The following is a 24,772-nucleotide window of genomic DNA, read 5'->3' as shown; positions in this document are numbered from 1 at the left end:
GGGCGGAACCATGGTCAGCATCGGCACCCACCAGCGCGTGGACGTGACGGATGCCGCGGCATCCCTCGTGCGCGACCTGAGCGCGCAGCACGGCCCGCTCATGTTCCACCAGTCGGGCGGATGCTGCGACGGCTCCGCCCCCATGTGCTATCCGGTCGGAATGTTCATCACCGGGCCGAGCGACGTGCTGCTCGGCACGCTCGATGTGGGGCTCGACGCTCCCGTCGAGGTGTTCATGTCGGAGTCGCAGTTCGAGTACTGGAAGTACACGCACCTCACGATCGACGTCGTTCCCGGGCGCGGCGCCGGCTTCAGCGTCGAGGGCCCGACGGGGATGCGGTTCCTGATCCGCTCACGGATGCTGAACGAGGCGGAGCTGGCGTACTTCGGGCTCGGCCGCTGATTCCGCGAGCCGTGCGATCCGCCCTCGCTGAAGGGGCACCTCTGCCGGGTCAGCCCGCAGCGGTGACCTCCGCGATCACCGCGGCCCGCAGCCACGCCGCGTATCGGTCGCCGGTCCAGCCGGACTGGGCGACCAGCTGCTGGTAGCTCTCGGGGGAGAGCAGGAACGACAGCGCGTCGGCCGTCGCGCCCTCGTCGGCGCGTGGCGGGGCGATTCCGCGTCGCACCAGCTCCGACACCAGGCGACGGTAGTCGGCGCTGCGGTTGTCCAGGATCCGGCGGAGCGCCTCGTCGACGACGGGGTCGGACAAAGCCGCGCCGAGCAGCACCGTCCACAGGCCGTGTCCCCGGGCGTTCGCCGTGGTGATCTGCGTCAGCACGGCATCCAGGAAGACCTCGTCCGGCACCTCGAGGATCCCGGCGGCGACCTCGGTGTCGGTGAGTGATTCCGCCGCTTCCGACCCGGAGAACGTGACCTCGAACGCGGCGATCAGGAGCTCGGCCTTCGCAGCCGTGGTCTTCACGGTCTCGGCCGAGACGCCGGCCTCGCGGGCGATCGCGGCGATGGTGGTCGCCTGATAGCCCTGCGTCGCGAACAGCTGGGCGGATGCGGCGACGATTCGCGCGCGCGTCTCCTTCGCCTGGCGGGCGCGCAATTCGGATCGGTAGGCGCGAGGAGCTGCCTCAACCATTGACTTTCCTATCAGGGTGATGAATACTACAGCGGTACATTCAATCTTAGGGAAAGAAACCGCCATGTCCAGCTACCTCCTCACCTGCACGCCCGCGCACGGCCATGTCGTGCCGCTGCTGCAGATCGCTCGCCACCTGATCGCCGGCGGTCATGACGTGAGCTTCCTCACGAGCAGCCGCTACGCCGACCGGGTGACCGCGGCCGGCGCGCGCTTCCTTCCGCTTCCCGCCGCCGCCGATGTCGACCTCGACGACGCCGACGGCGCCTTTCCCGAGCGCATCGGGCTCACCGGCCCCGCCGCCCTGCGCTTCGACATGAGCAACCTCTTCGTGCGGCCCGGTGCCGCGCAGCTCGCTGCGGTGCGGGCGGAGCTGGAGGCCCATCCCGTCGATGCCATCCTCACCGAGCCGCTCTTCATCGGCGGCGCGCTCCTGCAGCTGCTGCCGCAGAACGAGCGGCCCCCCGTGGTCGTGCTCGGCATCTTCCCGCTCGGCGCGCGCAGCACGGACACCGCCCCGTTCGGGCTCGGCGTGACCCCGCTGCGGGGACCGATCGGAAGGCTGCGCAACGCCGCCCTCCGCACGGTCGCGGAGCGGGTGATCTTCGGCGGCATCCAGAAGGAGGCAGACGCGATGGCCCGGCATGAGGTCGGTCGCGACCTCGGCGGCTTCGTGCTGGATTGGGCCGGCCGCGCCGACGCCTATGTGCAGTTCACGGTGCCGGAGTTCGAGTATCCGCGCGCCGACCTGCCGGCGTCCGTGCACTTCGCCGGCCCCCTGCCGTCGACGCCGTCGGACGCCCCGCTGCCGTCGTGGTGGTCCGATCTCGACGGCTCCCGACCCGTCGTGCACGTCACCCAGGGCACCATCGCCAACTCCGATTTCGGTCAGCTCGTCCTGCCGACGATCACGGCGCTCGCGGCATCCGACGTCCTGGTCGTCGTCACGACCGGCGGGCGGCCCGCCGATGCGCTGGTCGGAAGGCTCCCGGCCAACGTGCGCGTCGGCGAGTACCTCCCCTACGATCGGCTGCTTCCTCTCGTCGATGTGCTGGTGACCAACGGCGGCTACGGGGGCGTTCAGCAGGCGCTCGCGCACGGGATCCCGCTCGTCGTCGCGGGGCAGACCGAGGACAAGGTCGAGGTCTCGGCGCGAGTCGGGTGGTCGGGTGCGGGCGTGAACCTGCGCACGAGCACCGCGACACCGACGCAGGTGGCGAAGGCGGTCGACCTCGTGCTGTCGAACCCGTCCTACCGCGCGAATGCCGAGCGGATCGGCGGGGCCATGCGCGAAGCCGACGCCTGGCGATCGCTCGACACCGCCCTCGACGAGGTCGTGGCGCGACGGCTCGGCTCTCCGGGTGGCGCCCTCCGCTGACGAGCCGCGCATGTAAGCGCATTCCGGTGCATGGATGCAACGCGTTGCAACCTCATCCGGTATACCATTCCCCTATACGCCCAGCAGTGTCAGTCCCCAGCTGACCGCGGGCGGGACGGCGAAAGCCGTCATGCGGAGGGAGAGTCGATCTTCTTTCGATCCCGAGGGGGGATGGGGTGGGAGTTCGGTCCCCAGCCGACACCCACCCCCACACTCGGGCTCCGCCTCAGGCGAACCGGCTCAGTTGAACCGGCTCATCAGCCAGAACGCGACGAACGCGATCACGACGATGATCGGCAGCCACGTTCCGCCCCGCTTCAGACGCCGCCCCTGCGGCGCGACCCCGGGCGGGGGAGTGAGCAGTCCAGCGGGGGGCGCGAAGGGGAGCGCCTGGTTCGGAGACGGGATCGAGAAGGGTGCCGCGGCACCCGCGTTCTCGGCGACCAGCCGCTCATCCCGCCAGCGTGCCCACTGATCGAACTTCGTCAGGAGCGCGCCGACCGTGCCGAACAACCACGCCCACGTCGCCGGATCCAGGGTCGACACTTTGCGCTGCGTGTACAGGAACAGCCAGTCGTCGACGATCTCGACGTCGAGCTGGGCGGCGTTGTCGATGAACCGCGCCATGATGTCGGGCGTGAACAGGTAGAGCGCATCCCGTTCGTACCCCGCCGGGCAGTACAGGGTGAAATGCTGATCGAAGTCGCCCTCGAGAGACAGGCGCTGCGCCTTCTGGAACGACGCCGGGAGGTTCGAGCCGAAGCCGTTGTTCCCCTTCGCGTCGAGCACGATGTTCGGCAGCGGCACGTCGAGCTTCACCGCCACATAGCCCCAACGGTAGGTCGTCGAGTTCTTCCCCGACTGCACCGTGTACTGGTAGTTGCCGAACTCCACGAAGCGGGGCCTGGTGCCGCGGATCAGGTCGGTCGACTGGCGGGAGCGACCGAGACTGAAGATCATGCCGGGAAGCGGAGGGTCGGCGACCTTCGCCTCGTACGACATCCCGTTCGCCTGGGCGAAGCGATGGAGCCGATAGCGCGTGGCCCGCGCGTTGCGCACACCCAGCCAGATCATGACCCCCACCGCCGCGAGGAGCAGGACGATCAGGGCCACGGGGATGGCCGCGGCGGCCGGGGAGTCGCCGAACGAGGAGAGCGCCAGGACCACGCTCACGAGGGCCGGGACCATCACGACCGCCACGATCACCGCCGCCACGATGCCGACGATGGTGGCCGCCGAGGCGCCGGTCGACTGCCGCGATCGAAGTTCCGCCGCGAACGCGCGCACCGCAGCGGGGTCGACCGGCTCGGTGAGGGGGCGGGGGTCGAACGTCATCTGCGGCGCTGTCACCGGTTCACCGTGTCGGCGAGCGCGGCGCCCTCCGGGATCGGGAACGCCTCCAGACGCTCATCCGCGCAGATCGCCTCGATCAGAGCGGGAGAGCCCGCCACGATCGTCGAATCGAAGTCGACCTCGCTCACCATCACCCAGGCGCGATCCTCCGGCCACAGGATGCTCGGGCCCTGGGCCGATGGCGGGAAGCCGTGCTCCTCAGCCACGCGGTCGCGCCAGGGAGCGTGCAGAACCCAGTCCGGGTCGGCGAAGGCGCTCGGAGGCGCGGAGAAGAGGACGTGGTTCCGGTCGGTCAGCGGGAGCCGGGGCCCTTCCGAGATCTCGCGCGAGAGGATGCCCTCCTGCCAGGTGGGCTTGCGGAAGACGTTGTTGAAGGGGTCGCGTGTGCTGCGGTCGAGCATCGCCTGATGGTTCGGGTCGTCCGAGATGGTCGCGAAGCCGCGGGACGGGGTGATGCCGAAGAAGCCGAGCAGGCCGCCGCGTCCTTCCCAGAGCGCGGCGAAACCGGCGTCCGGGGTCTGCGTGTGGTCGACGAGATGAGCGGCGAGAGCGGCCAGGAGGTCCTGTTCGAGCTCCCCCTCCATCGGGGCGATGAACTCACGGCCGTCGGGCGCGATGAGTGCCTGCCCGTCGGCGTCCGCAGGGGTGCGCGCGATGCGCAGCCACTGTGCGAGCGGGTGCAGGACTGTTCCGAACGCTGTGGCGGTCTGCGCCCACGTCGCCGGCTCGTCGACGAAGCGGTCCATGAGGTCACGCTGCTCCGGCTCCGGCATCCGCACCAGTTCTTCGGCAGTCGGGACCGCACGGCCCGGCAGGGAGCGCACGATCGCGGGATGGAAGACGCGCACGTAGGCGGGAAAGCCACGGGGAACCACCCCGTGCATCGTCTCGTGACCGGCGTCGAGCCGCTCGCGCAGCCATGCCCCCGCCGAGGGATCAGACATCCACTCCATACGCCCACGCTACCCGGGACGTCGCCCGCCGTGCCGGGTGCGCGGGGTTAGGGTGAGAGCCGTGTCGCCGACAGCCGAGTCCTCGCCCGCCGGGAGCGCGCCCGAGTATCCGATCCGCACCGAACGTCTGATCCTGCGTCCGATCACGGCCGACGACGCCGCCGCGATGCACGCGTACAAGTCGGATCCGGATGCCGTGCGCTACGTGCCGTACGCCCCGCTCGAGCTCGCGGATGTCGAGCGGCGCATCGCCACGACCTGGTCGAACACCCGATTCGCGCAGGAGGGCGACGCCGTCTGCCTCGCCGTCGAGGACCGGGCGACGGGTGCGCTCCTCGGGGACGTCGTGCTGTTCTGGCGCAGCGAGACCAGTCGCTCCGGCGAGGTCGGGTACATCCTCGACCCCCGGTTCGGCGGGCACGGCTATGCGACGGAAGCGGTCGGTGCGCTCCTGGCACTCGGCTTCGACGGACTCGGCCTGCACCGGATCGTCGCGCGGATCGACGAGCGCAACACGGCCTCCGCTCGGGTCGTCGAACGGCTCGGATTCCGGCAGGAGGCGCGGCTGGTCGAGAGCGAGTGGTTCAAGGACGAGTGGACCACCCTGCTGGTGTACGCCCAGCTCGACGACGAGTGGCGGGACCGGGTCCACGCGGAATGATGAAAGGCGGCGTGCGACCACTGATCGCACGCCGCCCGATGTCGGGTTCGGTCACTGCTTGAGCATCGCGACCGCGAACTTGTGCTCGTCGTCGATCAGGTGGGAGTGATCGTCATCCCCGAGGTCGATGCGCACCCATTCGATCGTGCCCGTGAAGCCGTTTCCGGTCGCGCCGTAGTCGGGCGACACCGGAGAGGCCAGGTCGCTGCCGACATCGACCGTCTCGTCGAACGTGAACTGGAACGGGATCGTCTTCTTCACGCGGCCCTCGCCGATCTTCTGCTCTCCGGCGTAGAGGGTGACGGTGCCGCCCTTGGCGAGACCACCGCCGTCATAGGCGAAGTGGGCGCGCAGCTCCTGATCGCCGGTCGGGACGGGCGTGTCGGAGCGGACGATGTCGACATCGATGCCGAGCAGGTTGTACGCGAACGCGAGGGATCCGTCCTTCGCGTAGAACGACCAGCCGCCGTATGCGCCGCCCTGGGCGATGAGCACGCCTTCGGCACCCGCATCCGGCACCGAGACCTGCGCTGTGACGGTCCACGACTTGTTCTTGATGTTGATCGTGGTGTTCTCGCTCATGCGCTTCATGCCGGGGTAGAACTTCTGCGAGTCGCTGAGCGAGAGGACGGGCCGACCGGCGAGATCGGGATTGAAGCGCTCAGCGGTGCGGATGTCGAGCGGCAGCACATTGAAACGCGCAGCCTGGATGAGGAAGAGCTGTTGCAGGTGGGCGAGCTTCTCGGGCTCCTGGGCGGCGAGATCGTTCGACTGCGTCCAGTCCTCTTCGACGTTGTAGAGCTCCCAGACATCGTCGTCGAGACCATGGTCGGATCCGAGCCAGGGGTCTTTGTGCTTCGCCACCGCGGTCCAGCCCTTGTGATAGATCGCGCGGTTGCCGACCATCTCGAAGTACTGGGTGACGTGTCGCTCCTCGGCGCCGGCATCCGCGAACGTGTAGTTCATCGGCGTGCCCTCATACGGACGCTGGGTCACTCCGTTGACGGTGGTCGGCTCCGGGATCCCCGCAGCCTCGAGCACGGTCGGAGCGACGTCGATCACATGACTGAACTGGTTGCGGATGCCGCCCTTCTCGACGCCGCCGTTCGGCCAGCTGACGATCGTTCCGTTGCGGGTGCCGCCCCAGTGGCTGGCGACCTGCTTGGTCCACTGGTACGGGGTGTCCATGGCGTGCGCCCAGCCGACCGCGTAGTGGTTGTACGAGCGGGGAGTGCCGATGTCGTCGATGTGATCCGCTACGTACTGCTCCGTCTCGATCTCGTTCATGTGGTTGATCGTGAAGCCCTCGTTCGTCGTGCCGTGCATCGACCCCTCGGCGCTCGCGCCGTTGTCGCCGATGATCACGTAGACGAGGGTGTCATCGAGGATGCCGAGCTCCTCGTACGCGTCGAGCAGGCGACCGACGTGGTGGTCGGCGTACGCGAGGAATCCGGCGTACACCTCCATCTGCCGGGCGAGAGCCGGCTTGATCACATCGCTCATCTCGTCCCAGGCGGGGATGCCGGGGCTGCGCTCGGTGAGCACGGCGTCGGCGGGGATGACGCCGAGCTCGAGCTGGCGGGCGAAGGTCTCCTTCCGCACCTCGTCCCAGCCCTGATCGAACTTCCCCTTGTAGCTGTCCGCCCACTCGGCGGGAACGTGGTGCGGGGCGTGGGTGGCGCCGGGGGCGAAGTAGGTGAACGAGGGCACGTCGGGGGCCAGCATCTTCTGCTCGCGCGTCCACGCGATCGCCCTGTCGGTCATGTCGCCCATGAAGTGATAGCCCTCTTCGGGCGTCCCCCAGGGTTCCACCGGGGTGGTGTTCTCGTAGAGCGCGGGGTACCACTGGTTGGTCTCGCCGCCGATGAAGCCGTAGAAGTACTCGAAGCCGTTGCCCGGAGAGGGCCAGCCGTCGAACGGTCCGATCGCGCTCGCCTGCCACACCGGGACCTCGTGGCACTTGCCGAACTGGGCGGTGTTGTAGCCGTTGAGCTTGAGGGTCTCCGCGAGCGGGGCGCAGCTGTTGGGTCGCAGCGAGCTGTAACCGGGCGCCGAGGTCGCGATCTCGGTGATGCCGCCCATGCCCACGGTGTGGTGGTTGCGGCCGCTGAGGAGCGCCGCTCTGGTCGGAGAGCACAGGGCGGTCGTGTGGAAGCGCGTGTACTTCAGGCCCGCCGCAGCGACGCGTTCGAAGTTGGGGGTCTGCACGGGGCCGCCGAACGCGCTCGACGCGCCGAACCCGGTGTCGTCGATGAGCACGACGAGGACGTTGGGGGCTCCCGTCGGCGGACGCACGGGAGTGATCGGCGGGAACGCGGTGTCCGGGTCGGTCGCGTCGTAGGTCACCGTGCCGGAGTAGGCCAGGTCGGGGATCGGAAGGCTGGAACGCTGCAGATCAGGCATGACACTCCTACGGATCTCGAGGACGGGGCGCACGTCCCCACTTGCCGCACAGCCTAAGGACGGCGGGGAGGAGCCCGGCGGCCCGATCACCCGTCGCGGGTGAGGGCCTCCGACGCATCCCGCATAATCGAGGGTGTGACTGCGACTGCAACCCTCCCCTCCCTCGACGGCCGCCGCTTCCGGATGGTCTCGTCCACGACCTCGGCGGTCGACCCCGAATCCCCGAGCATCTTCGAGTACTTCGAGCGCGACGGTGCGATCTGGGGTGGGTATGAGGGCGACACCGTCACTTTCGGCAAGTTCGTCGGCACCCGGGCCGGCGACACCATCCGGGTCTCGTTCGTGCACGTCCTCAAGGCCGACGGCACGGTCGTGACCGGTGACGGCGAGAGCGAGCTGGAGCTCACCGACGACGGTGGCATCCGTCTCGTGGAGCACTACGAGATGCACGGCCTCCCGCAGCTCAGCGTGTGCGAGGAGATCTCGGCCTGAGCCGCGTCCCCGTGCGCCGAGCAGTCGGTCTCGTGTGCTGAGGGGTCAGGAAACGCCCGATCACGGCGTGGGGATACGGCGTTTCCTGACCCCTCGGCGAGGAGCGGGGGCGTCAGCGCGGCGGAAGCGTGTCGCGGCCCGGCGAGGCCGGCGTCCAGCGCGTCATCCCGAGCGGGGCGGTGTCGGTCCTGCGCTCCGGGAGGTCGGCCGGCAGCAGGTAGGGGCGGCGGATCACCTCGTCGAGCACGACGACGCTGACGACCGTGCGCACCTCGGGGAGCTGGGCGATCACACCGGTGGAGAACTCATGCACGCCGCTGACGTCGACCGCCCGGATCAGCAGCATCGCGTCGTGCTCGCCGGTCGTGATCGCGCACCACTCGACGTCGGGCATCTCGAGCACGCGCTCGCGGAAGGACGCCCACGCCTGCGGCATCACGGTGACGAACACGAGCGCACCGATCGACAGGCCCGCCTTCGCCTGATCGACGCGTGCGCTGAAGCCCGTGATGACCCCGTCGTGCACGAGCGACTCGACCCGCGTGTAGGCACTCGCCCGGGAGATCCCGACCTTGTCGGCGAGGGCCGCGATCGAGACGCGACCGTTATCACGCAGCACGTCGAGGATTCTGTACGCGGTCTCGTCCAAAGGGGCGGCACTTCGTCCAGAATGCTTCGACCGATCCGCATCCTTGCTGGACATATTGCTCCCCACGTTCGACGTTCTGGACAGAGCGTGTCGATGCGACCCGCACTCGCTGGACACATCGTCGCATATGATGCGAATCTGATCCCCGGTCGTCCACATCGGTGGCGACTCACCCGAATGTACTCCTCGCCCTTGGAGGCCCTCATGTCGTCACGCCGCATCACGCCGGTCATCGCGTTCGGAGCCGTCGCGCTCCTCGCGCTCGCAGGTTGCTCGGGAGGGAACTCGGCGAACAACGGCGAGCAGTCCTCCGGCGCCGACTCCCTCGTCATCGACACCGCGTTCTCGATCGAGACCACCGACCCGGGTCACACCTACGACCCGACCGGCAACATGATCGCGAAGGCGCTGTACGAGACCCTCGTCGACTTCGAGGGCTCCGACGTCTCGACCCCCGTCGCCGGTCTGGCCTCCTGGGAGCAGAACGACGAGGCGACCGAGTTCACGTTCACGCTCGAGGGCGACCGCGTGTTCTCCGACGGCTCGCCGATCGAGGCGAAGGACGTCGTGTTCTCGCTCCAGCGCATCCAGGGCATGACCGACGCCAAGCCGAACTTCCTGCTCGGCGGCCTCACCATCACCGAGGTCGACGACAAGACGATCCGTTTCACCTCCGAGACTCCGCTGCTGCAGCTGCCCGCGATCCTCGCGAACCCGGCGCTCGGCATCGTGAACTCCGACGTGGTGATCGAGAACGGCGGCACGATCGACGGCACCGACGTCGCCCAGAAGTTCCTCGACGGCGAGTCCGCCGGCTCCGGCCCCTTCGTGCTCGACACCCTCGACCTCAGCTCGCAGGTCGTGCTCACGAAGAACGACGAGTACAACGGCGACGAGGAGGCGGCGTACAAGCGCGTCGTCGTGCGCAACGTCTCGGAGAGCGCCACCCAGCTCGCCAACCTCAAGGGCGGCGACTCGATGGTCGCGATGGACCTGAACGGCGACCAGGTCGCCGGTCTCGGCGACGGGATCACGGTCGACTCGGTCCCGTCCGGCCAGACCATCTTCCTGCTCCTGAACCAGTCCGAGCCGATCGCGGGTGAGCTGGCGAACGTGAAGATCGCCGAGGCGATCCGCTACTCCCTCGACTACGACGCACTGCTCGAGCTGGCCGGTGCCGGAGCCGTGCAGGCGACCGGTGTCATCCCGCCCGGATTCGAAGGCGCCCTCGACGGCGGCGTGGAGCAGGACCTCGACAAGGCCGAGGCTGCGCTCGCCGAGGCAGGCTACACGGGTCAGACCCTGAAGCTGCAGTTCCCGAACGACTACCCCGTCGGCGGCGTGGAGTTCACGCCGCTCGCCGAGCGCATCCAGGCGCAGCTCGAGGATGCCGGCATCACGGTCGAGCTCGCCCCCGCGCCGTTCGCGACCGAGCTCGACGCCTACGTCAACGGCACCGAGGGCTTCGGCCTCTGGTTCTGGGGTCCGGACTACGCGGACTCCGCGAACTTCCTGCCGTTCGCCCCGGGCCTGAAGGTCGGCCTCCGCGCCGGGTGGGCCGCCGAGGCGAACCCGGAGATCGCCGGAATCGCCGCCGGCGCCGCCGCCGCGACCGACCCCGAGCAGCGCACCGCCGCGTTCACCGAGTTCGCCGAGGCGATGCAGGCCGAGGGTCCGTTCGTCCCGCTGATCGTCCCCGGACGCAACATCTCGTCGGCCGACAGCGTGAGCGGTGCGGTGTACAACTCCGTCTGGGAGATGGACATCGCCGAGATCACTCCCGCCGGCTGAACGGAGATCCCATGACGACAGTGGCGGTGCAGAGGCAGGCGCAGCGGCGCCGATCGCCTCTGGTCGGATACCTGCTGCGGCGGGCGGGCACCTCCCTGCTCCTGTTGGTGGGCGTGACGATCGTGACGTTCGCGCTCACCAACCTGGTGCCGGGAGACCCGGTCTCGGCCGCCCTCGGTGAGGGCGCCTCGCAGAACCCGGCGACCCGTGAGGCCTTCATCAAGGCGAACGGACTCGACCAGCCACTGTTCGTGCAGTACTTCATCTATATGGGGAACCTGCTCCGCGGGGACCTCGGCACGTCGCTGGTGACCGGACGCCCGGTCACCAGCGACCTCGCCACCGCGGTTCCCGCGACCATCGAGATCGCCATCGGCGCGATCATCGTCAGCCTCGCGGTCAGCATCGTGCTCGGCACCCTCGCCGCGTACCGTCGCGGTCTCGTCACCGACCAGGTGATCCGCGTGGTCACCCTGGTGGGTCTCAGCGTGCCGACCTTCTGGCTCGCTCTGGTCAGCTTCTACGTCTTCTTCCTCGAGCTGCGCATCGCGCCGGGCTCCGGCCGCATCTCGCCGTCGATCACCCCGCCGCCGCGCGTGACCGGGCTCTACACGGTCGACTACCTCCTGAACGGCGACGGGGTCGGCTTCCTCGATGCCCTCGCCCACCTCGCCCTGCCCGTCATGGTGCTCTCGCTCGTGACGATCGGGCTGCTCACCCGCTTCATCCGCACCTCGGTGCTCGAGGTCCTCGGCAGCGACTACGTGCGCGCCGCCAGGGCCAAGGGACTTCCGGCCCTGCGCGTGATCCTCGATTACGTGCTCCGCGGCGCCTCGCTGCCGATCCTCACCGTGGTGGGGGTCGCGTTCGGGGCACTGCTCTCGGGCACCGTGCTCGTCGAGTCGGTGTTCGCCTGGCCGGGACTCGGCACGTACGCCTACAACTCCGCCGCGAACCTCGACCTGCCCGGCATCATGGGCGTCGGTCTCGTCGTCGGAATCATCTATCTCCTCATCAACTTCATCGTCGACCTGCTCTACGGCGTGCTCGACCCGAGAGTGAGGATCGCATGAGCCGCATCGCCGCCGCCTCCCCGGCCGGGCGCTTCCGCTTCCGCTGGCCCCGTGCCTGGCGCACACCGCTCGGCATCATCGGCACCGTCATCGCGGGCGCCTGGGTCATCGTGGCCTTCACCGCGCAGTGGTGGGTGCCGTACCCGCCCAACGCGCAGGTGCTTCCGCGCCTGCAGCCGCCGGGAGTCGACACCCTGCTGGGCACCGACGGCAACGGTCGCGACATCTTCTCCCGTCTGATGACCGGGGCGACCGTGAGCCTCCCTCTCGCGCTCATGCTCGTGATCGCCGCGATGATCATCGGCACGCTGATCGGCGCGCTCGCCGGATACTTCGGTGGCTGGGTCGACGAGACGCTGATGCGCATCACCGACCTGTTCATGGCGTTCCCGACCGTGATCCTCGCGATGGTGGTCGCCGCCTCGCTCGGCCCGTCGCTGTTCAACGCGGTGATCGCCGCGATCGTGGTGTCGTGGCCGCAGTACTCCCGTGTCACACGCAGCATCGTGCTGGGCCTCCGCGGTCAGAACTACGTGATCGCCGGACGGCTGCTCGGCCACTCGCCGGCGCGGACGCTGTTCGTCGACATCCTCCCGAACATCGCCGGCCCGGTCCTGGTGCTCGCCACGCTCGACATCGGTGCGGCGATCCTGCTCCTCTCCGGACTGTCCTTCCTCGGTCTCGGCGCACAGCCGCCGACCGCCGAGTGGGGCTCGATGATCTCCGGCGCGATGCAGAACTTCGACGCCTGGTGGCTCGGGGTCTTCCCGGGTCTGGCGATCCTCACGGTGGTGCTGGCGTTCAACTTCCTCGGCGACGCGATGCGCGACGTGCTCGATCCGACGGCCGAGATCACGCACGAGAAGGCCGCCGAGCACAAGGCGTCGGCGACGGGGGTGGCCGCATGAGTGTTCAGAGCGCTGTCGCGCCGCAGGCCGCCGCGCTGAGCATCCGCGACCTGACCATCGACATCGGGCGTCCGCTCGTGAAGGGCGTCTCGCTCGAGCTCGAGGCCGGTCGCATCCACGGCCTCGCCGGGGAATCCGGATCGGGCAAGACGCTCACCTCGCTCGCCGTGCTGGGGCTGCTGCCCCGCCAGGCGAAGACCGGCGGATCGATCCTGCTCGGCGGCGAGGAGCTCGTGGGCCTCAAGCGACGCTCCCTCAACCGGGTGCGCGGCAAGCGCATCGCCATGGTGTTCCAGGATCCCTCGGCGTCCCTGCATCCGCAGCTGCCCGTCGGCCGCCAGCTCACCGATCACATGCGCGTGCACCTCGGGCTCAAGGGCGCGGCTGCCCGCGAACGTGCCGTCGAACTGCTCGAGACCGTGCAGGTGCCGAACCCCGCCGAGGCGCTGAAGCGCTACCCGCACCAGTTCTCCGGCGGACAGCGGCAGCGCATCGCGATCGCGTGCGCCCTCGCGTGCGACCCCGAGGTGCTGCTGGCCGATGAGCCCACCACGGCCCTCGACGTCACCGTGCAGGCCGGCATCCTGAAGCTGCTGCGCGACCTGGCGACCGAACGGAACCTCGCCGTGCTCCTCGTCACGCACGATCTGGGCGTGATGAGCGCGATCGCCGACACGGTCGCGGTCATGAAGGACGGCCGGATCGTGGAGCTCGCCGACCGCGAGACGCTGTTCCTGAATCCGCAGCACGAGTACACGCGCATGCTCCTCGCGGCCCTCCCGGGTTCGCGGATCGAAGAGGCGCCGGAAGGGCAGGCCGCAGATGAGTGAGGTCGCCGTCCTCGACGCGCAGGACGTGGTCGTGCGCTACCCCGGCAACCCGCCGGTCATCGCCGTGAACGGTGTGTCGATCAGCGTCGCCGCGGGGGAGACCGTCGCCCTGGTCGGCGAATCGGGCAGCGGCAAATCCAGCCTCGCCCGCGCCGTCGTGGGCATCGAGAAGACCGTCGGCGGGACAGTGCGCTTCCGCGATGCGCCCGTGGCTCCGCTCGGCATCCGTCGTCGGCCGACCGCGATGACCGGCATCCAGATGGTGTTCCAGGATCCGTCGACGTCGCTGAACCCGCGTCGCCGGGTCGGCGACCAGATCGCGGACGGCATCGCGACCGCGCGGGCCCGTGGCGCCGCCGGCTCGACCGTCGACGAGTGGCTGGAGCGCGTCGGTCTGCCGACGACCGTGAGCACCCGCTTCCCGCACCAGTTCTCCGGTGGACAGAAGCAGCGCATCGCGATCGCCAGGGCACTGGCCGCACGGCCCTCGCTCCTCGTCGCCGATGAGCCGATCTCCGCACTCGACGCCTCGACCCAGACGAGTGTCGCCGGCCTCATGCGCGACCTCGTGGCGGAATCGGGCGCGGGGATGCTGTTCATCTCCCACGACCTCGCCGTGGTGCGCCGCATCGCCGACCGCACGTTCGTGATGTTCGGCGGACGCGTGCTCGAGTCGGGTCCGACGGATCAGCTCTGGGCGGCGCCCCGGCATCCGTACACGCAGGCTCTGCTGGCGGCGATCCCGGAGCCCGACGGCGCCGGCCGCATCCCCGCCGCTCCGTCGGTCGATGACCGCACGGTCTGGGCGGAGATCCCGCCGGTCATGTACTGAGGTCTCGGCCCGGTTCCGACTCCGAGACGGAGACGATCCGCTCGCTCGACGGCGTGTCTCAGATCGACGTGCCGCACCGTGATCGGATCGTCTCCGTTTTCGCTTGCGGTGCGCCCGTTCCGGCTGGGTAAGCTTAGGCAACCCTTAGCCCACGGAACGGTTCCCCATGCCTCTCACCCGCTCGAAGGCGCTCACCGCGCTCCTCGCCGTCGTCGTCTCCGCGGCCGCGCTCACGTCCTGCGCTCCCGCGGCCGAAGACTCCGGCCCCGCCGTCGACTCCGACGCGTTCCCCGTCACGGTCGAGCATGCCTACGGCGGCACCACCATCACCGAACAGCCCACCCGCATCGTCTCGGTCGGCTACACGGAGCAGGACACGCTCTGGGCTCTCGGACTCGAGCCGGTCGGCGTGACCGACTGGTACGGCGACCACGAGTTCGCGTCCTGGCCCTGGGCCGACGAGGCGCGCGGCGGCTCCGAGCCCGAGGTGCTCACCACGAGCGACGGGCTCGACTTCGAGGCCATCGCCCTGCTCGACCCCGACCTGATCATCGGCACGAACGCCGGGATGACGGAGGAGGACTACGACCGCCTCTCCGACATCGCGCCGACGGTCGCGCACTCGGGCGACTACTCGATGTACTTCGAGCCGTGGGACGTGCAGACCCTGCAGATCGGCGAAGCCGTCGGGCTGCCCGACGAGGCGCAGAAGCTCGTCGACGACGTCGACGCCCAGTTCGCCGACGCCGCCGCCGCGCACCCGGAGTTCGCCGGGAAGTCCATCGTCTTCCTGCAGAACGCGATCTACGACGGCGCGGCGATCGCGTACCAGGACGGTCTGAGCACCGATTTCCTCACCGACCTCGGGTTCACGATCCCCTCCGAGATCGATGCCTACGCCCCGGAGGACGAGTCCGGCGGACAGGCCTACATCCCGGTCGAGAATCTCGATGTGCTGAACGCCGCCGATGTGCTGATCTGGGGCACCGAGTCGGACGACGACATCACCGCGCTCGAGGCCGAGCCGTTCGTGACCGCGATCAGCGCCATGAAGAACGAGTCGGTCGTCTACACCGACGGCATCACGGCCGGGGCCATCTACTTCACCTCTCCGCTCAGCCTGCCGTATGTGCTCGACGCCCTGGTGCCCGCCCTCGCGGATGCCGTCGCCGGGAACGGGCCGGCGCGCACCGCGGAGTGATCCCGCGCGCACGCACGACTCGCGGTCCGCACCGGCTCTCCGCCGGACGGACCGCGATCGTCGTCGTGCTCTCGGTGCTCGGACTGGTCGCCGCGACCGCTGTCGGGCTGACGGTCGGCACCAAGCCCGTCGGATTCGACACCGTGCTCGACGCGGTCACCCGCTTCGACGGCAGCGACCTGCAGCTCGTGGTGCGCGAGTCGCGCATTCCGCGTACGGTCCTGGGCCTGACCGTGGGGCTGGCGCTCGGTGCCGCCGGCGCCGTGATGCAGGGCCTCACCCGCAACGCGCTCGCCGACCCCGGCATCCTCGGGGTCAACGCGGGAGCATCCGTGGCCGTGGCGATCGCGGTCGCGGCGCTCGGCGTCACCGACTTCCCGCTCCTGATGGCCTTCGCGCTCGGCGGGGCACTGGTCGCGACGATCGGCGTGGTCCTCCTCGGTGCGGCGGGCGGCGGCAGCCCGGTGACCCTGGTGCTGTCGGGCGTCGCCCTCGCCGCGGTGCTCAGCGGCCTGACGACCGCCCTCGTCCTCCTCAACCCGACCGCGTTCCTGCGGATGCGCAGCTGGGAGTCCGGAGCACTCGCCGGGCGCGACCTCTCCATCCTCACCGTCGCCGGCCCCGCGATCGCGATCGGACTCGTGATCGCGCTGCTGCTGACCCGCGGGCTCGACGTGCTCGCACTCGGCGACGACACCGCGACCGCACTCGGCACCAGGATCGGCCCCCTGCGGACGGGCTCCGTCGCCGCCATCACTCTCCTCGCCGGCACGGCGACGGCGGTGGCGGGCCCGGTCGCCTTCCTCGGACTGGCGGCCCCGCACATCGCTCGCGGGATCGTCGGGCCGTCCCAGAAGGCGGTCGTCCCCCTCGCTGCCGTGATCGGCGCGACCGTCGTGGTGCTCGGCGACGTCGTCGGCCGCGTCATCATCGCGCCCCAGGAGGTGCCGGTGGGCATCGTCATGGCCTTCGTGGCCGCGCCGTTCCTCATCTGGATCGGTCGTCGCCGGAATCCGGTGCAGCTGTGAGCGCCCCGACCCGCGCCGCCGTCCGCCGTGCCCGTCGCCCTCTCGACCGCCGCGCCCGGGGAGCCATGGCCGTCCTCGTCGGGGTGCTGCTGATGTCGTTCCTGGCGAGCCTGTCGATCGGCGACACCGTGCTCTCGCCGATCCGTGTCGTCCAGGCGCTGTTCGAGACGCAGGGCGGCATCCACATGGTCGTGGTCGACTGGCGGCTGCCTCGGGCGCTCGCCGCCGTGTTCTTCGGTGCCGCGCTGGCGCTCTCCGGCACGGTCTTCCAGACCATCACCCGCAACCCGCTGGGCAGTCCCGATGTGATCGGGCTCACCACCGGCGCCTACACGGGGGCCCTGATCGTGATGACGAGCGGAGGCGGGTCGGGTGCCAGCGTCGGGATCGGGGCGATCCTCGGCGGCTTCGGGACGGCGGCGCTCATGGCCCTGCTCGTCGCGGGTCGTGGAGCGCTCGGCTACCGCATCGTGATCGTGGGCATCGGGGTGAGCGCGGTGCTCGCGGCGCTCAACGCCTGGATGCTGCTGCGCGCACGGCGGGAGGTCGCGATCTCCGCGGCGATCTGGGACGCCGGGTCTCTGAACGGCGTCGGCTGGGAGCAGGCCGCGGTGCCGATCGTGGTCGTCACGGTGCTGATGGTCGTGCTGTTCGGCGCGCGGCGCGGACTCTGGCTGATCGAGCTCGGAGACGACGTCGGCACCAGCCTCGGAGGTCGCATGGGGCTCATGAAAGCAGGACTCATCGCGCTCGCAGTGGGACTCGTGGGGGTGGTCACCGCGGTGATCGGGCCGATCGCGTTCGTCGCGCTCGCTGCTCCGCACCTTGCGCGGCTGATCGTCAGGAACGGGCCGGCGCACCTCGTCGCGACGGCGATGACGGGTGCGACGCTGCTCTCGCTCGCCGACATCATCGGACAGAACGCGGTGCCGAAGCATGCGCTCCCGGCGGGAGTGGTCACGCTGGTGCTCGGCGGCGTGTACCTGATCTTCCTCGTCGTGCAGACTGCGCGGCGCCGCTACTGAGCCCTGCCCCACACGCGGGAACGGAGACGATCCGGTGAGTTCGTGGCGTGTCTGCTCCCGCCGCGCCGCGGGGGATCCGAACGCTCTCCGTTCTCGCAGGCACCCCGGACGCACGAAGGGCCGGGACGACGGTCCCGGCCCTTCGCATCAGCTCCGGATCAGAGCGGGGCGACGATTTCCTGCTTCACGTCCCACTCGGTGACCTCCTGGACGCTCTCGATCTTCTGGCCTTCGACCTCGGTCGAAGCCGTGGCCGCGAGCACCACGTAGTCGGACGTCAGCTCGAAGAGCATCGCGACCGACGTGCCCTGCGACTCCGACGTGCCGCTCAGCAGGAACACGTCCTGACCGAGGCGCGTGCTCTTGCCCGTGACGGTGTACTCACCGGCGAGCGTCGTGGCGACGCCCATCGGGTCGGACGGGTCGGCGGCCTTCGCCGCGGTGCTGAGTGCGAGGACCTCCTGGTCGGTGGACGAGGTGTCCGCCACCTGCCACTCGCCCGTCGACGACTTCACCCAGGCGTCGTCGCCGATGACGATGATCGAGCCGAAGGGCGTGTTGGTCTGGACGGCGCCGTCGGCCGGGTTGTACAGGCTGTCCGACTCCATGCCCATGGTGGTCATCTTCGCCGCGAAGCCGGCCGTGTCGGTCATGGCCGCGGTGACGCACTCCGCCAGCGTGCCGCCGTCGACGGTCGCGCCTTCCTTCAGCTCAGGGCAGTCGGTCTTGGGCGCTTCCGCCTCCTGTGATGCACCGCTGCTCGGCTTCGAATCCGCTGGCTTGTCGGATGCTCCGGCAGAGCATCCGGTGAGCAGCACGGCGGCGGCGAGAATGACGCCGACCCCCCATTTGTTGACGCGCATAGCGTCCCCCCTCTGGTCGCGTGCCCGATGACCGTCACCGGGCACTCTTCCCAGCATGCCAAAATATCGGGCCCATCTCGGCCATCCGCTCCCGGTGCGGCGGGCGACGTTCGCGACATCGGCTCGACTCCGCTAGACTGTCGAGGTTGTCTGCCTTCTGGCATCCATTCGGGATTCCCGGGGCGGGCACGTGCACACACCCTCCTGCTCCCGGGAAAGTCCCGAGAGCCGTTCTAGTCCGAAGGAGGTGGGTAAGTGACGCACCAGTACGAGCTCATGGTCATTCTGACCCCCGAGATCGACGAGCGCCAGGTAGCCCCTACGCTCGACAAGTTCCTGAAGGTCATCACCAACGATGGTGGCTCGATTGACAAGGTCGACATCTGGGGTAAGCGCCGTCTGGCTTACGAGATCCAGAAGAAGAACGAGGGCATCTACGCCGTCGTCAACTTCACCGCAACCAGCGAGGCCACGCAGGAGCTCGACCGTCAGCTGAAGCTGAACGAGCAGATCATGCGCACCAAGGTCCTCCGCTCGGAAGAGGCTCAGGCGATGGCCGCATTCGAGGCCAAGCGCTCCGAAGAGAAGGCTGCCCGCAAGGCCGCCAAGGCTGCGAAGGCCTAAGCGCCATGGCCGGGGAAACCGTCATCACCGTTGTGGGAAACCTCACGGCCGACCCCGAACTGCGTTACACGCAGAACGGGCTGCCGGTGGCGAACTTCACCATCGCATCGACGCCTCGGAACTTCGACCGTGCCGCGAATGAGTGGAAGGACGGCGACGCGCTGTTCCTCCGCGCATCCGTCTGGCGCGAGTTCGCCGAGCACGTGGCAGGTTCGCTGACGAAGGGCATGCGCGTCATGGCGCAGGGCCGTCTGCGTCAGCGCTCCTACCAGGACCGCGAGGGCAACCAGCGCACCGCGATCGAGCTGGAGGTCGACGAGATCGGCCCCTCGCTCCGGTACGCGACCGCGCAGGTGACCCGTGCGGCCTCGACCGGCGGTGCCGGCGGTGGCGGCGGAGGACAGTCTCGTCCCGCGCAGCAGCAGCAGGTGTCGGAGGAGCCGTGGTCCACGCCCGGCTCGTCGACCAGCGCCGATGCCTGGAGCACTCCGGGCAGCTTCGGCGACGACACCCCCTTCTAGACAACTTCTGGATCCGGTCCCGTCCGCGGGGCCGGCATCCGCTCATCATTAAGGAAACACAATGGCTGGAAAGTCGAGCGGCGACCGCCGCAAGCCGCGGAAGGGTGGCAAGCCCACCGCTCCCGCGAAGTCCATCCGGGTCGGCCTCATCGATTACAAGGATGTCGCCACCCTTCGCAAGTTCGTCTCGGAGCGCGGCAAGATCCGTGCCCGTCGTATCACCGGTGTCTCGGTGCAGGAGCAGCGTCTGATCGCCACGGCGATCAAGAACGCGCGTGAAATGGCGCTCCTGCCCTACGCTGGCGCCGGCCGGTAAGGGGTATCGAGATGGCAAAGCTGATTCTCACGAACGAGGTCGCCGGGCTCGGTAGCGCCGGTGACGTGGTCGAGGTCAAGAACGGGTACGCCCGTAACTTCCTCATCCCGCAGGGCTTCGCTACGGCGTGGACCCGCGGTGGCGAAAAGCAGGTCGCATCGATCCAGGCCGCGCGTCAGGCACGCGCGATCCACGATCGTGACGACGCTGTCGCACTGAAGAACGCCCTCGAGGACAACAAGGTGCGCCTCACGGTCAAGGCCGGCAAGGAGGGTCGTCTCTTCGGCTCGGTCAAGACCGACCACATCGCGGATGCTGTCGCAGCCGCGGGCCTGGGCTCGATCGACAAGCGCAAGGTGCACATCCCCTCGCCCATCAAGGCGACCGGTGAGCACGAGGCGACCGTGCGTCTGCACGACGACGTCACCGCAGTCATCACGCTGCAGGTCGTCGCCGCCAAGTAATTCCACGATGGGCCCACTGGGCCCGTCGAAGCGAACGCCCTCTGTCCTCCGGGACAGGGGGCGTTCGGCGTCTCGCGGCGGGTGCGCTCGCGTGATCTCGGCGGGACGGGCGGGAGCGGGCGATCGTCGGCGACACCGGCTCCCTGCAGCGGGCGCGCGTTCGGCGGGGCTTCCCGTACCGAGTGCGACCCACGCGCAATCGGAACGGGCCCGTCGAATCCGACGGGCCCGTTCCGGTCGCGCCGGTGGCGGGACCTGGAGTCAGGTCAGGAGACCCCCGGGGTTTCCTGCACGGCGTCGTCCCGGGTCCCGAAGATGTCTTCCGCTTCCCCGTCCGCGGCTGCGCGTCGCGCCTCCCGCCGGGCTCGCCGCTCGGCGCGCTTGGCGATCCTGCGATCCCGACGCCGCTCGACGAGCGTGTAGAGGATCGGCACCAGGACGAGGGTGAGCAGGGTGGAGGAGACGAGGCCGCCGATCACCACGATCGCCAGCGGCTTCGAGATGAACACCCCGCCGCCCGTGAGCCCGAGTGACATCGGGATCAACGCGAAGACGGTCGCCGCGGCCGTCATCAGGATCGGGCGCAGACGCAGGCGGGTGCCGTGCTCCACAGCCTCGTCGAGGCTCGCACCCGCTTCGCGAAGCCGGTTCACGAGGTCCATGAGCACGATCGCGTTGGTCACGACGATGCCGATGAGCATCAGCAGACCGATCAGGGCGGGCAGGCCCATCGGCGTCCCCGTGAGGAGGAGACCGAGGATCGCTCCGGTCGCCGCGAACGGGATCGAGATGAGCAGCACGAGCGGTCCGCGGAAGCTGCGGAACGTCGCGACCATCACCAGGAGCACGAGCATGATGGCGCCGAGCATGGCCAGGCCGAGCTGGCCGAAGGCCTCATCCTGCTGAGCCGACGCGCCGCCCTGCTCGAAGGTCACCCCGTCCGGCAGATCGGTCTCCGCGATGGCACGGTCGATCGCGATGCCGGCGGCCGAGAGCGCACCATCCTCCGGAGTCACGGTCAGAGTGACCTGACGCTCGCCGTCGGCGTGCGTGATGGTCGGCGCCGTCAGCTCCTCCTCGACGGTCGCGATCGCCGAGAGCGGGATCGCCGTCCCGGTGACCTCTGCTGCCGCCTTCTGCTCGGCCTCGGCGGCTTCGGCCTCGGTCTGCTGGGCAGCCGCATCGCTTCTCGCCTGGCGCAGTGCCTTGATCTGCTCGTCCGCGGCCGCGACGCCGGACTGGGCCCCCGCGATCGCGCCCTGCAGCGACGCGAGCTGCTCGGCCCGCTCCTGCTGAGCCTTCCGCACCGCCTCGTCGGTCGGGTCGAGCGGGTCTTCCGGAACGATGGGTGCGGCCGAGAGGGCGGCGAGCTGACCGTTCAGGGTGCCGATCTGTGCGGCGAGCTCGGAGCGCTGCTTCGTGGCGGTGCTGATCTGGGAGTCGAGCTCGTTCTCGGCCTCGGCCCGCGCCTCTTCCGCCTTCGCCTTCGCCTTTGCCTCGAGTGCGTCGGCGGCGGCCTTCTGCGCCGCGGCGGTCTGCTGAGGGGTGACCGGCAGCATGATCTCGCCGAGCTTGTCGGCGGTGCGCGCGGCGCCGGGGGTGCGCACGACGATGTCGCGCTCCTGCCCCTCGAACATGAGGGTGCCGACGGTGCTGCCCGCGAGAGCCTCCTGCACCGCCTTCGCGATCGTCGCGCGGTCGAAGCCGAGACGGGCGGCCAGTGGCTCGTCCACCTTCACCCGCAGTACCGGCTGCTCGCCCGTGAGCTCACTCTTCACGGATCGCACGCCGTCGGCGTCGGCGAGCTGCTTCTCGAGCAGGTCGCTCGCCGTCCGCAGTGCCTCCGGGTCGTTGCCGCGGATCTGCAGGGCGATGCCGTCACCGGCTCCCGCGACGAAGGCGTCCTGCGAAGCGAGTTCGATGTCGCCGCTGTCGGGCAGTGCGTCGAGCGCATCCTGCGCCTTCGACTCGACCGTCGCGACGTCGGCATCCTTCTTCAGCTGCAGGTCGTAGGTGATCGAGGTCGGCGTGCCGGGCGTCGGGATCGGGATCGATGTTCTGATGTCGGCGACGCCCGCGATCCTGCCGAGCGACTTCTCGACCGGCTCCGCTGCGGCGACGAGGTCTGCGGTGGCCTCCTTCGGGGGCGTCTGGACGACCTGCAGGCTCTCCTGTCCCGACGATCCGAGGAAGTCGGTCTGGATGAACGGGGTCATGCCCAGCGTCGCGACGAGCAGCAGTCCCGAGACGACGAGGGTGATGCCGGGGTGCCGCCGCGTGGCGTTCAGGGTCGGCATGAACGTGCGCTGCAGGCGGTCGGGGGCGGTGTGGATCTCGTCGAGCTCGGACGGCTCCGCGCGCTCCGGGAAGGCTGCCTCGTCCGGTGGCGAAGACGCGGCGAGCACGGCGGTCGTCGCCCCGGCATCCGGTGTCGCGTCGTGCTCCGCGTCCTCGACGGCCGCCCGGTCCTCGTCCGATCCTGCCTTGCGGTGCGCCGGTGCGTTCTTCAGGAACCAGGAGGCGAGGACCGGGACGATCGTGAGCGAGACGACGAGCGAGGCGATGAGGGCGACCGACACCGTCACCGCGAACGGGCGGAACAGCTGCCCGGCGATGCCGGAGACGAACGCGATCGGCAGGAAGACCGCGACCGTCGTGAGGGTCGATGCGGTGATCGCTCCCGCGACCTGCCGCACCGACGCGACCACCCCGTCGACCGTGAGGGGACCGTCGCCACGCCGCCGGCTGATGTTCTCGATCACGACGATGGAGTCGTCGACGACGCGACCGATGGCGATGGTGAGGGCGCCGAGGGTCAGGATGTTGAGGGAGTTGCCGCTCCACCACAGCCCGATGAGCGTGATCAGCAGCGACAGCGGGATCGACACGGCCGCGATGACCGTCGAACGCCACGACCGCAGGAACGCGAGGATCACGAGCACCGCGAAGAGCAGGCCGAGCCCGCCCTCGACCGACAGGTCGTGGATCGACTGCTCGATGTAGGGCGCCTGGTCGAAGAGGGTGACGAACTCGGCGTCGAGGATCGGTGCGAGCCGATCGAGTTCCGCATTCACGCCGTGCGAGATGTCGACGACGTTGGCTCCCTGTGACGGGATGACCTGCAGCGTGAGCGACGGCTTCCCGTTGACGCGGGAGATGGTCTGCGCCGGCACGGTCTCGATCGAGACGTCGGCGAAGTCGGCGACCGTGACGGCGCCGTCGGCCGTCGGCACGGGGAGGGCCTGGATGTCTTCCAGGCTCACGAGTCGCGAGCCCACGGTGATCGACAGCGGCCCTTCGGCGGAATCCGCCTGTCCCGCCGGGAGTGCCGCGCCGTGCGCCTCGAGGATCGGTCCGAGCGTCGACGGCTCGACCTTCAGCAGGGCGACGTCCGCGGGGCGCAGGTCGATCGTGATGCGCTGCGTCTCCTGCCCTGCGAGCTCGACGCTGCGCACGCCGGCGACGCCCTGCAGTGCGGGGACGACGGTCTGCTCGAGCGCTTCGCCGAAGGCCTCCTGGTCGCCGCCGCTGCCCGCGCTGAGCACCATGGCGGGCAGATCCGCTGCGCCGCCCGACGCCACCGCGAGCTCGGTGCCGGACGGGAAACTCGGCTTGACCGACTCGGTGGCGCTGCGGATGGCGCGCAGCGTCTCCTCGTCGTCCTCGCCGAACGTCCACTCGACGAGGATCTGAGCCTCACCGCTCGACGTCGACGAGCTGACGCTCGTCACACCGGGCACCGCGCGGACCGCCTGCTCGAGGGGCTCGGTCACGCCGCTCGCCATCTCCTCCGGAGCGAGTCCCTGCGACTGTGCGGTGACGTAGGCCGTCGGCACCTGCATCGACGGCATCAGCTCCTGCTTGAGCGACCCCATCGCCACGAGGCCGAGGACGACGATCGCGAGCGTCGCGAGGGAGATGATGAGGCGGTTCTTGAGGCTGCTGCGCGTGAGGAACGACATGGAGCGGTGAGGGTGCTTTCGGCTGGGGCGCGGCAGCGTCGAGGAGCAGGCGCGCGACGCGGAAGCCACCGGCGCTCAGTCGTCCCTCGTCATCCCGTGCCGCATCCGGTGGATGGGGCTCAGCTCGATGGAGGCGACTGAGCGACGGCGACACGATCGACACTTCGAGCTTGTCGGGTCGAGTGAGCCGCGGCATCCTCCCGCGGACTGATCCTCGTCCACCCCCGGGTGGAGAACTTTCCGCCAGCCGGCCAGCCGGCCGCCGCGTGCGTGGCTCGGGAGCGGAAGCGACGCGGCCTGTGAGGAGACGAATGCCTTCGCCCGTTCGCACCAAGTCAGATGTCCACCACG

23 protein-coding genes are annotated in these 24,772 nt (G+C 69.4%); 16 read left to right on the top strand and 7 right to left on the bottom strand.

Going from position 1 to position 24,772, the window contains the following annotated elements:
- The first annotated feature begins 10 nt into the window (after positions 1-10).
- Positions 11-403, top strand: coding sequence for a DUF779 domain-containing protein (locus CQ045_RS07845; RefSeq protein WP_105722435.1), 393 nt, complete (start codon positions 11-13; stop codon positions 401-403).
- 49 nt (positions 404-452) lie between these two features.
- Here the strand turns inward: CQ045_RS07845 and CQ045_RS07840 are convergent, their stop codons facing one another.
- A complete protein-coding gene (locus CQ045_RS07840; protein ID WP_105722433.1) occupies positions 453-1,094 on the bottom strand; it encodes a TetR/AcrR family transcriptional regulator in 642 nt (213 codons plus the stop codon).
- A gap of 64 nt (positions 1,095-1,158) precedes the next feature.
- Here CQ045_RS07840 and CQ045_RS07835 point away from each other — a divergent pair, with 64 nt between their 5' ends.
- Positions 1,159-2,472, top strand: coding sequence for a glycosyltransferase (locus tag CQ045_RS07835; protein WP_105722431.1), 1,314 nt, complete (start codon positions 1,159-1,161; stop codon positions 2,470-2,472).
- 240 nt (positions 2,473-2,712) lie between these two features.
- Here CQ045_RS07835 and CQ045_RS07830 read toward each other — a convergent pair whose 3' ends face one another.
- Entirely contained in the window at positions 2,713-3,822 is a 1,110-nt protein-coding gene (locus CQ045_RS07830) for a hypothetical protein (RefSeq protein WP_105722429.1), read from the bottom strand.
- Positions 3,819-4,778, bottom strand: coding sequence for a hypothetical protein (locus CQ045_RS07825; RefSeq protein WP_105722427.1), 960 nt, complete (start codon positions 4,776-4,778; stop codon positions 3,819-3,821). The genes CQ045_RS07830 and CQ045_RS07825 overlap by 4 nt, the downstream gene beginning before the upstream one ends.
- Positions 4,779-4,839: 61 nt before the next feature.
- Here CQ045_RS07825 and CQ045_RS07820 point away from each other — a divergent pair, with 61 nt between their 5' ends.
- Positions 4,840-5,439: a GNAT family N-acetyltransferase gene (locus tag CQ045_RS07820; protein ID WP_219844400.1), complete on the top strand. Its 600-nt coding sequence runs from the start codon at positions 4,840-4,842 to the stop codon at positions 5,437-5,439.
- Between the two features lie 51 nt (positions 5,440-5,490).
- Here CQ045_RS07820 and CQ045_RS07815 read toward each other — a convergent pair whose 3' ends face one another.
- Entirely contained in the window at positions 5,491-7,842 is a 2,352-nt protein-coding gene (locus CQ045_RS07815; protein ID WP_105722425.1) for an arylsulfatase, read from the bottom strand.
- Positions 7,843-7,977: 135 nt separating this feature from the next.
- Here CQ045_RS07815 and CQ045_RS07810 point away from each other — a divergent pair, with 135 nt between their 5' ends.
- Entirely contained in the window at positions 7,978-8,334 is a 357-nt protein-coding gene (locus tag CQ045_RS07810) for a hypothetical protein (protein WP_258130996.1), read from the top strand.
- Positions 8,335-8,446: 112 nt separating this feature from the next.
- Here the strand turns inward: CQ045_RS07810 and CQ045_RS07805 are convergent, their stop codons facing one another.
- Positions 8,447-9,037: an Lrp/AsnC family transcriptional regulator gene (locus tag CQ045_RS07805; protein WP_258130995.1), complete on the bottom strand. Its 591-nt coding sequence runs from the start codon at positions 9,035-9,037 to the stop codon at positions 8,447-8,449.
- Between the two features lie 150 nt (positions 9,038-9,187).
- Between CQ045_RS07805 and CQ045_RS07800 the strand changes: the two genes are divergently transcribed.
- From CQ045_RS07800 to CQ045_RS07765, 8 genes are all read left to right on the top strand, one after another.
- Complete coding sequence (locus CQ045_RS07800; protein ID WP_105722419.1) at positions 9,188-10,774, top strand: ABC transporter substrate-binding protein; 1,587 nt, start codon at positions 9,188-9,190, stop codon at positions 10,772-10,774.
- An 11-nt stretch (positions 10,775-10,785) separates the two neighbouring features.
- Positions 10,786-11,847, top strand: coding sequence for an ABC transporter permease (locus CQ045_RS07795; protein ID WP_105722417.1), 1,062 nt, complete (start codon positions 10,786-10,788; stop codon positions 11,845-11,847).
- Complete coding sequence (locus CQ045_RS07790) at positions 11,844-12,755, top strand: ABC transporter permease (protein ID WP_105722415.1); 912 nt, start codon at positions 11,844-11,846, stop codon at positions 12,753-12,755. The genes CQ045_RS07795 and CQ045_RS07790 overlap by 4 nt, the downstream gene beginning before the upstream one ends.
- Entirely contained in the window at positions 12,752-13,585 is an 834-nt protein-coding gene (locus CQ045_RS07785) for an ABC transporter ATP-binding protein (RefSeq protein WP_105722413.1), read from the top strand. Before CQ045_RS07790 ends, CQ045_RS07785 begins: the two co-directional genes overlap by 4 nt.
- Positions 13,578-14,417 carry an ABC transporter ATP-binding protein gene (locus CQ045_RS07780; protein WP_105722411.1) on the top strand — a complete coding sequence of 280 codons (840 nt, stop codon included), beginning with the start codon at positions 13,578-13,580 and terminating at the stop codon, positions 14,415-14,417. Before CQ045_RS07785 ends, CQ045_RS07780 begins: the two co-directional genes overlap by 8 nt.
- Positions 14,418-14,583: 166 nt before the next feature.
- Positions 14,584-15,618: an ABC transporter substrate-binding protein gene (locus CQ045_RS07775; protein ID WP_105722409.1), complete on the top strand. Its 1,035-nt coding sequence runs from the start codon at positions 14,584-14,586 to the stop codon at positions 15,616-15,618.
- On the top strand, positions 15,615-16,646 hold the full coding sequence (locus tag CQ045_RS07770) for an iron ABC transporter permease (RefSeq protein WP_258130994.1): 1,032 nt from the start codon (positions 15,615-15,617) through the stop codon (positions 16,644-16,646). Before CQ045_RS07775 ends, CQ045_RS07770 begins: the two co-directional genes overlap by 4 nt.
- Entirely contained in the window at positions 16,643-17,671 is a 1,029-nt protein-coding gene (locus CQ045_RS07765; RefSeq protein ID WP_146115207.1) for an iron chelate uptake ABC transporter family permease subunit, read from the top strand. The genes CQ045_RS07770 and CQ045_RS07765 overlap by 4 nt, the downstream gene beginning before the upstream one ends.
- Before the next feature lie 158 nt (positions 17,672-17,829).
- Here CQ045_RS07765 and CQ045_RS07760 read toward each other — a convergent pair whose 3' ends face one another.
- A complete protein-coding gene (locus CQ045_RS07760) occupies positions 17,830-18,534 on the bottom strand; it encodes a hypothetical protein (RefSeq protein ID WP_258130993.1) in 705 nt (234 codons plus the stop codon).
- Between the two features lie 255 nt (positions 18,535-18,789).
- On the opposite strand from CQ045_RS07760, the gene rpsF reads away from it, so the two are divergent.
- The 4 genes from rpsF to rplI all read left to right on the top strand — a co-directional run bounded on the left by rpsF (position 18,790) and on the right by rplI (position 20,459).
- Positions 18,790-19,158, top strand: a complete 369-nt coding sequence (gene rpsF / locus CQ045_RS07755; RefSeq protein WP_028501153.1) for a 30S ribosomal protein S6 — start codon at positions 18,790-18,792, stop codon at positions 19,156-19,158.
- A 5-nt stretch (positions 19,159-19,163) separates the two neighbouring features.
- Positions 19,164-19,679: a single-stranded DNA-binding protein gene (locus CQ045_RS07750; protein ID WP_105722403.1), complete on the top strand. Its 516-nt coding sequence runs from the start codon at positions 19,164-19,166 to the stop codon at positions 19,677-19,679.
- Positions 19,680-19,740: 61 nt separating this feature from the next.
- Positions 19,741-19,995, top strand: coding sequence for a 30S ribosomal protein S18 (rpsR, locus tag CQ045_RS07745; RefSeq protein ID WP_045278473.1), 255 nt, complete (start codon positions 19,741-19,743; stop codon positions 19,993-19,995).
- An 11-nt stretch (positions 19,996-20,006) separates the two neighbouring features.
- Positions 20,007-20,459 (top strand): 50S ribosomal protein L9, encoded by a 453-nt coding sequence (gene rplI, locus CQ045_RS07740; RefSeq protein WP_105722401.1) that lies wholly within the window; start codon positions 20,007-20,009, stop codon positions 20,457-20,459.
- Positions 20,460-20,725: 266 nt separating this feature from the next.
- Here the strand turns inward: rplI and CQ045_RS07735 are convergent, their stop codons facing one another.
- Positions 20,726-24,421, bottom strand: coding sequence for an efflux RND transporter permease subunit (locus CQ045_RS07735; protein WP_105722399.1), 3,696 nt, complete (start codon positions 24,419-24,421; stop codon positions 20,726-20,728).
- Positions 24,422-24,772: the final 351 nt, after the last annotated feature.

Origin of the sequence: Microbacterium sp. MYb66, from assembly GCF_002979435.1 — a bacterium.
In the GTDB taxonomy this organism is placed as follows: domain Bacteria; phylum Actinomycetota; class Actinomycetes; order Actinomycetales; family Microbacteriaceae; genus Microbacterium.
Note: the sequence above shows the minus strand (reverse complement) of the source record. Positions and strands in the feature narration are given on the sequence as shown.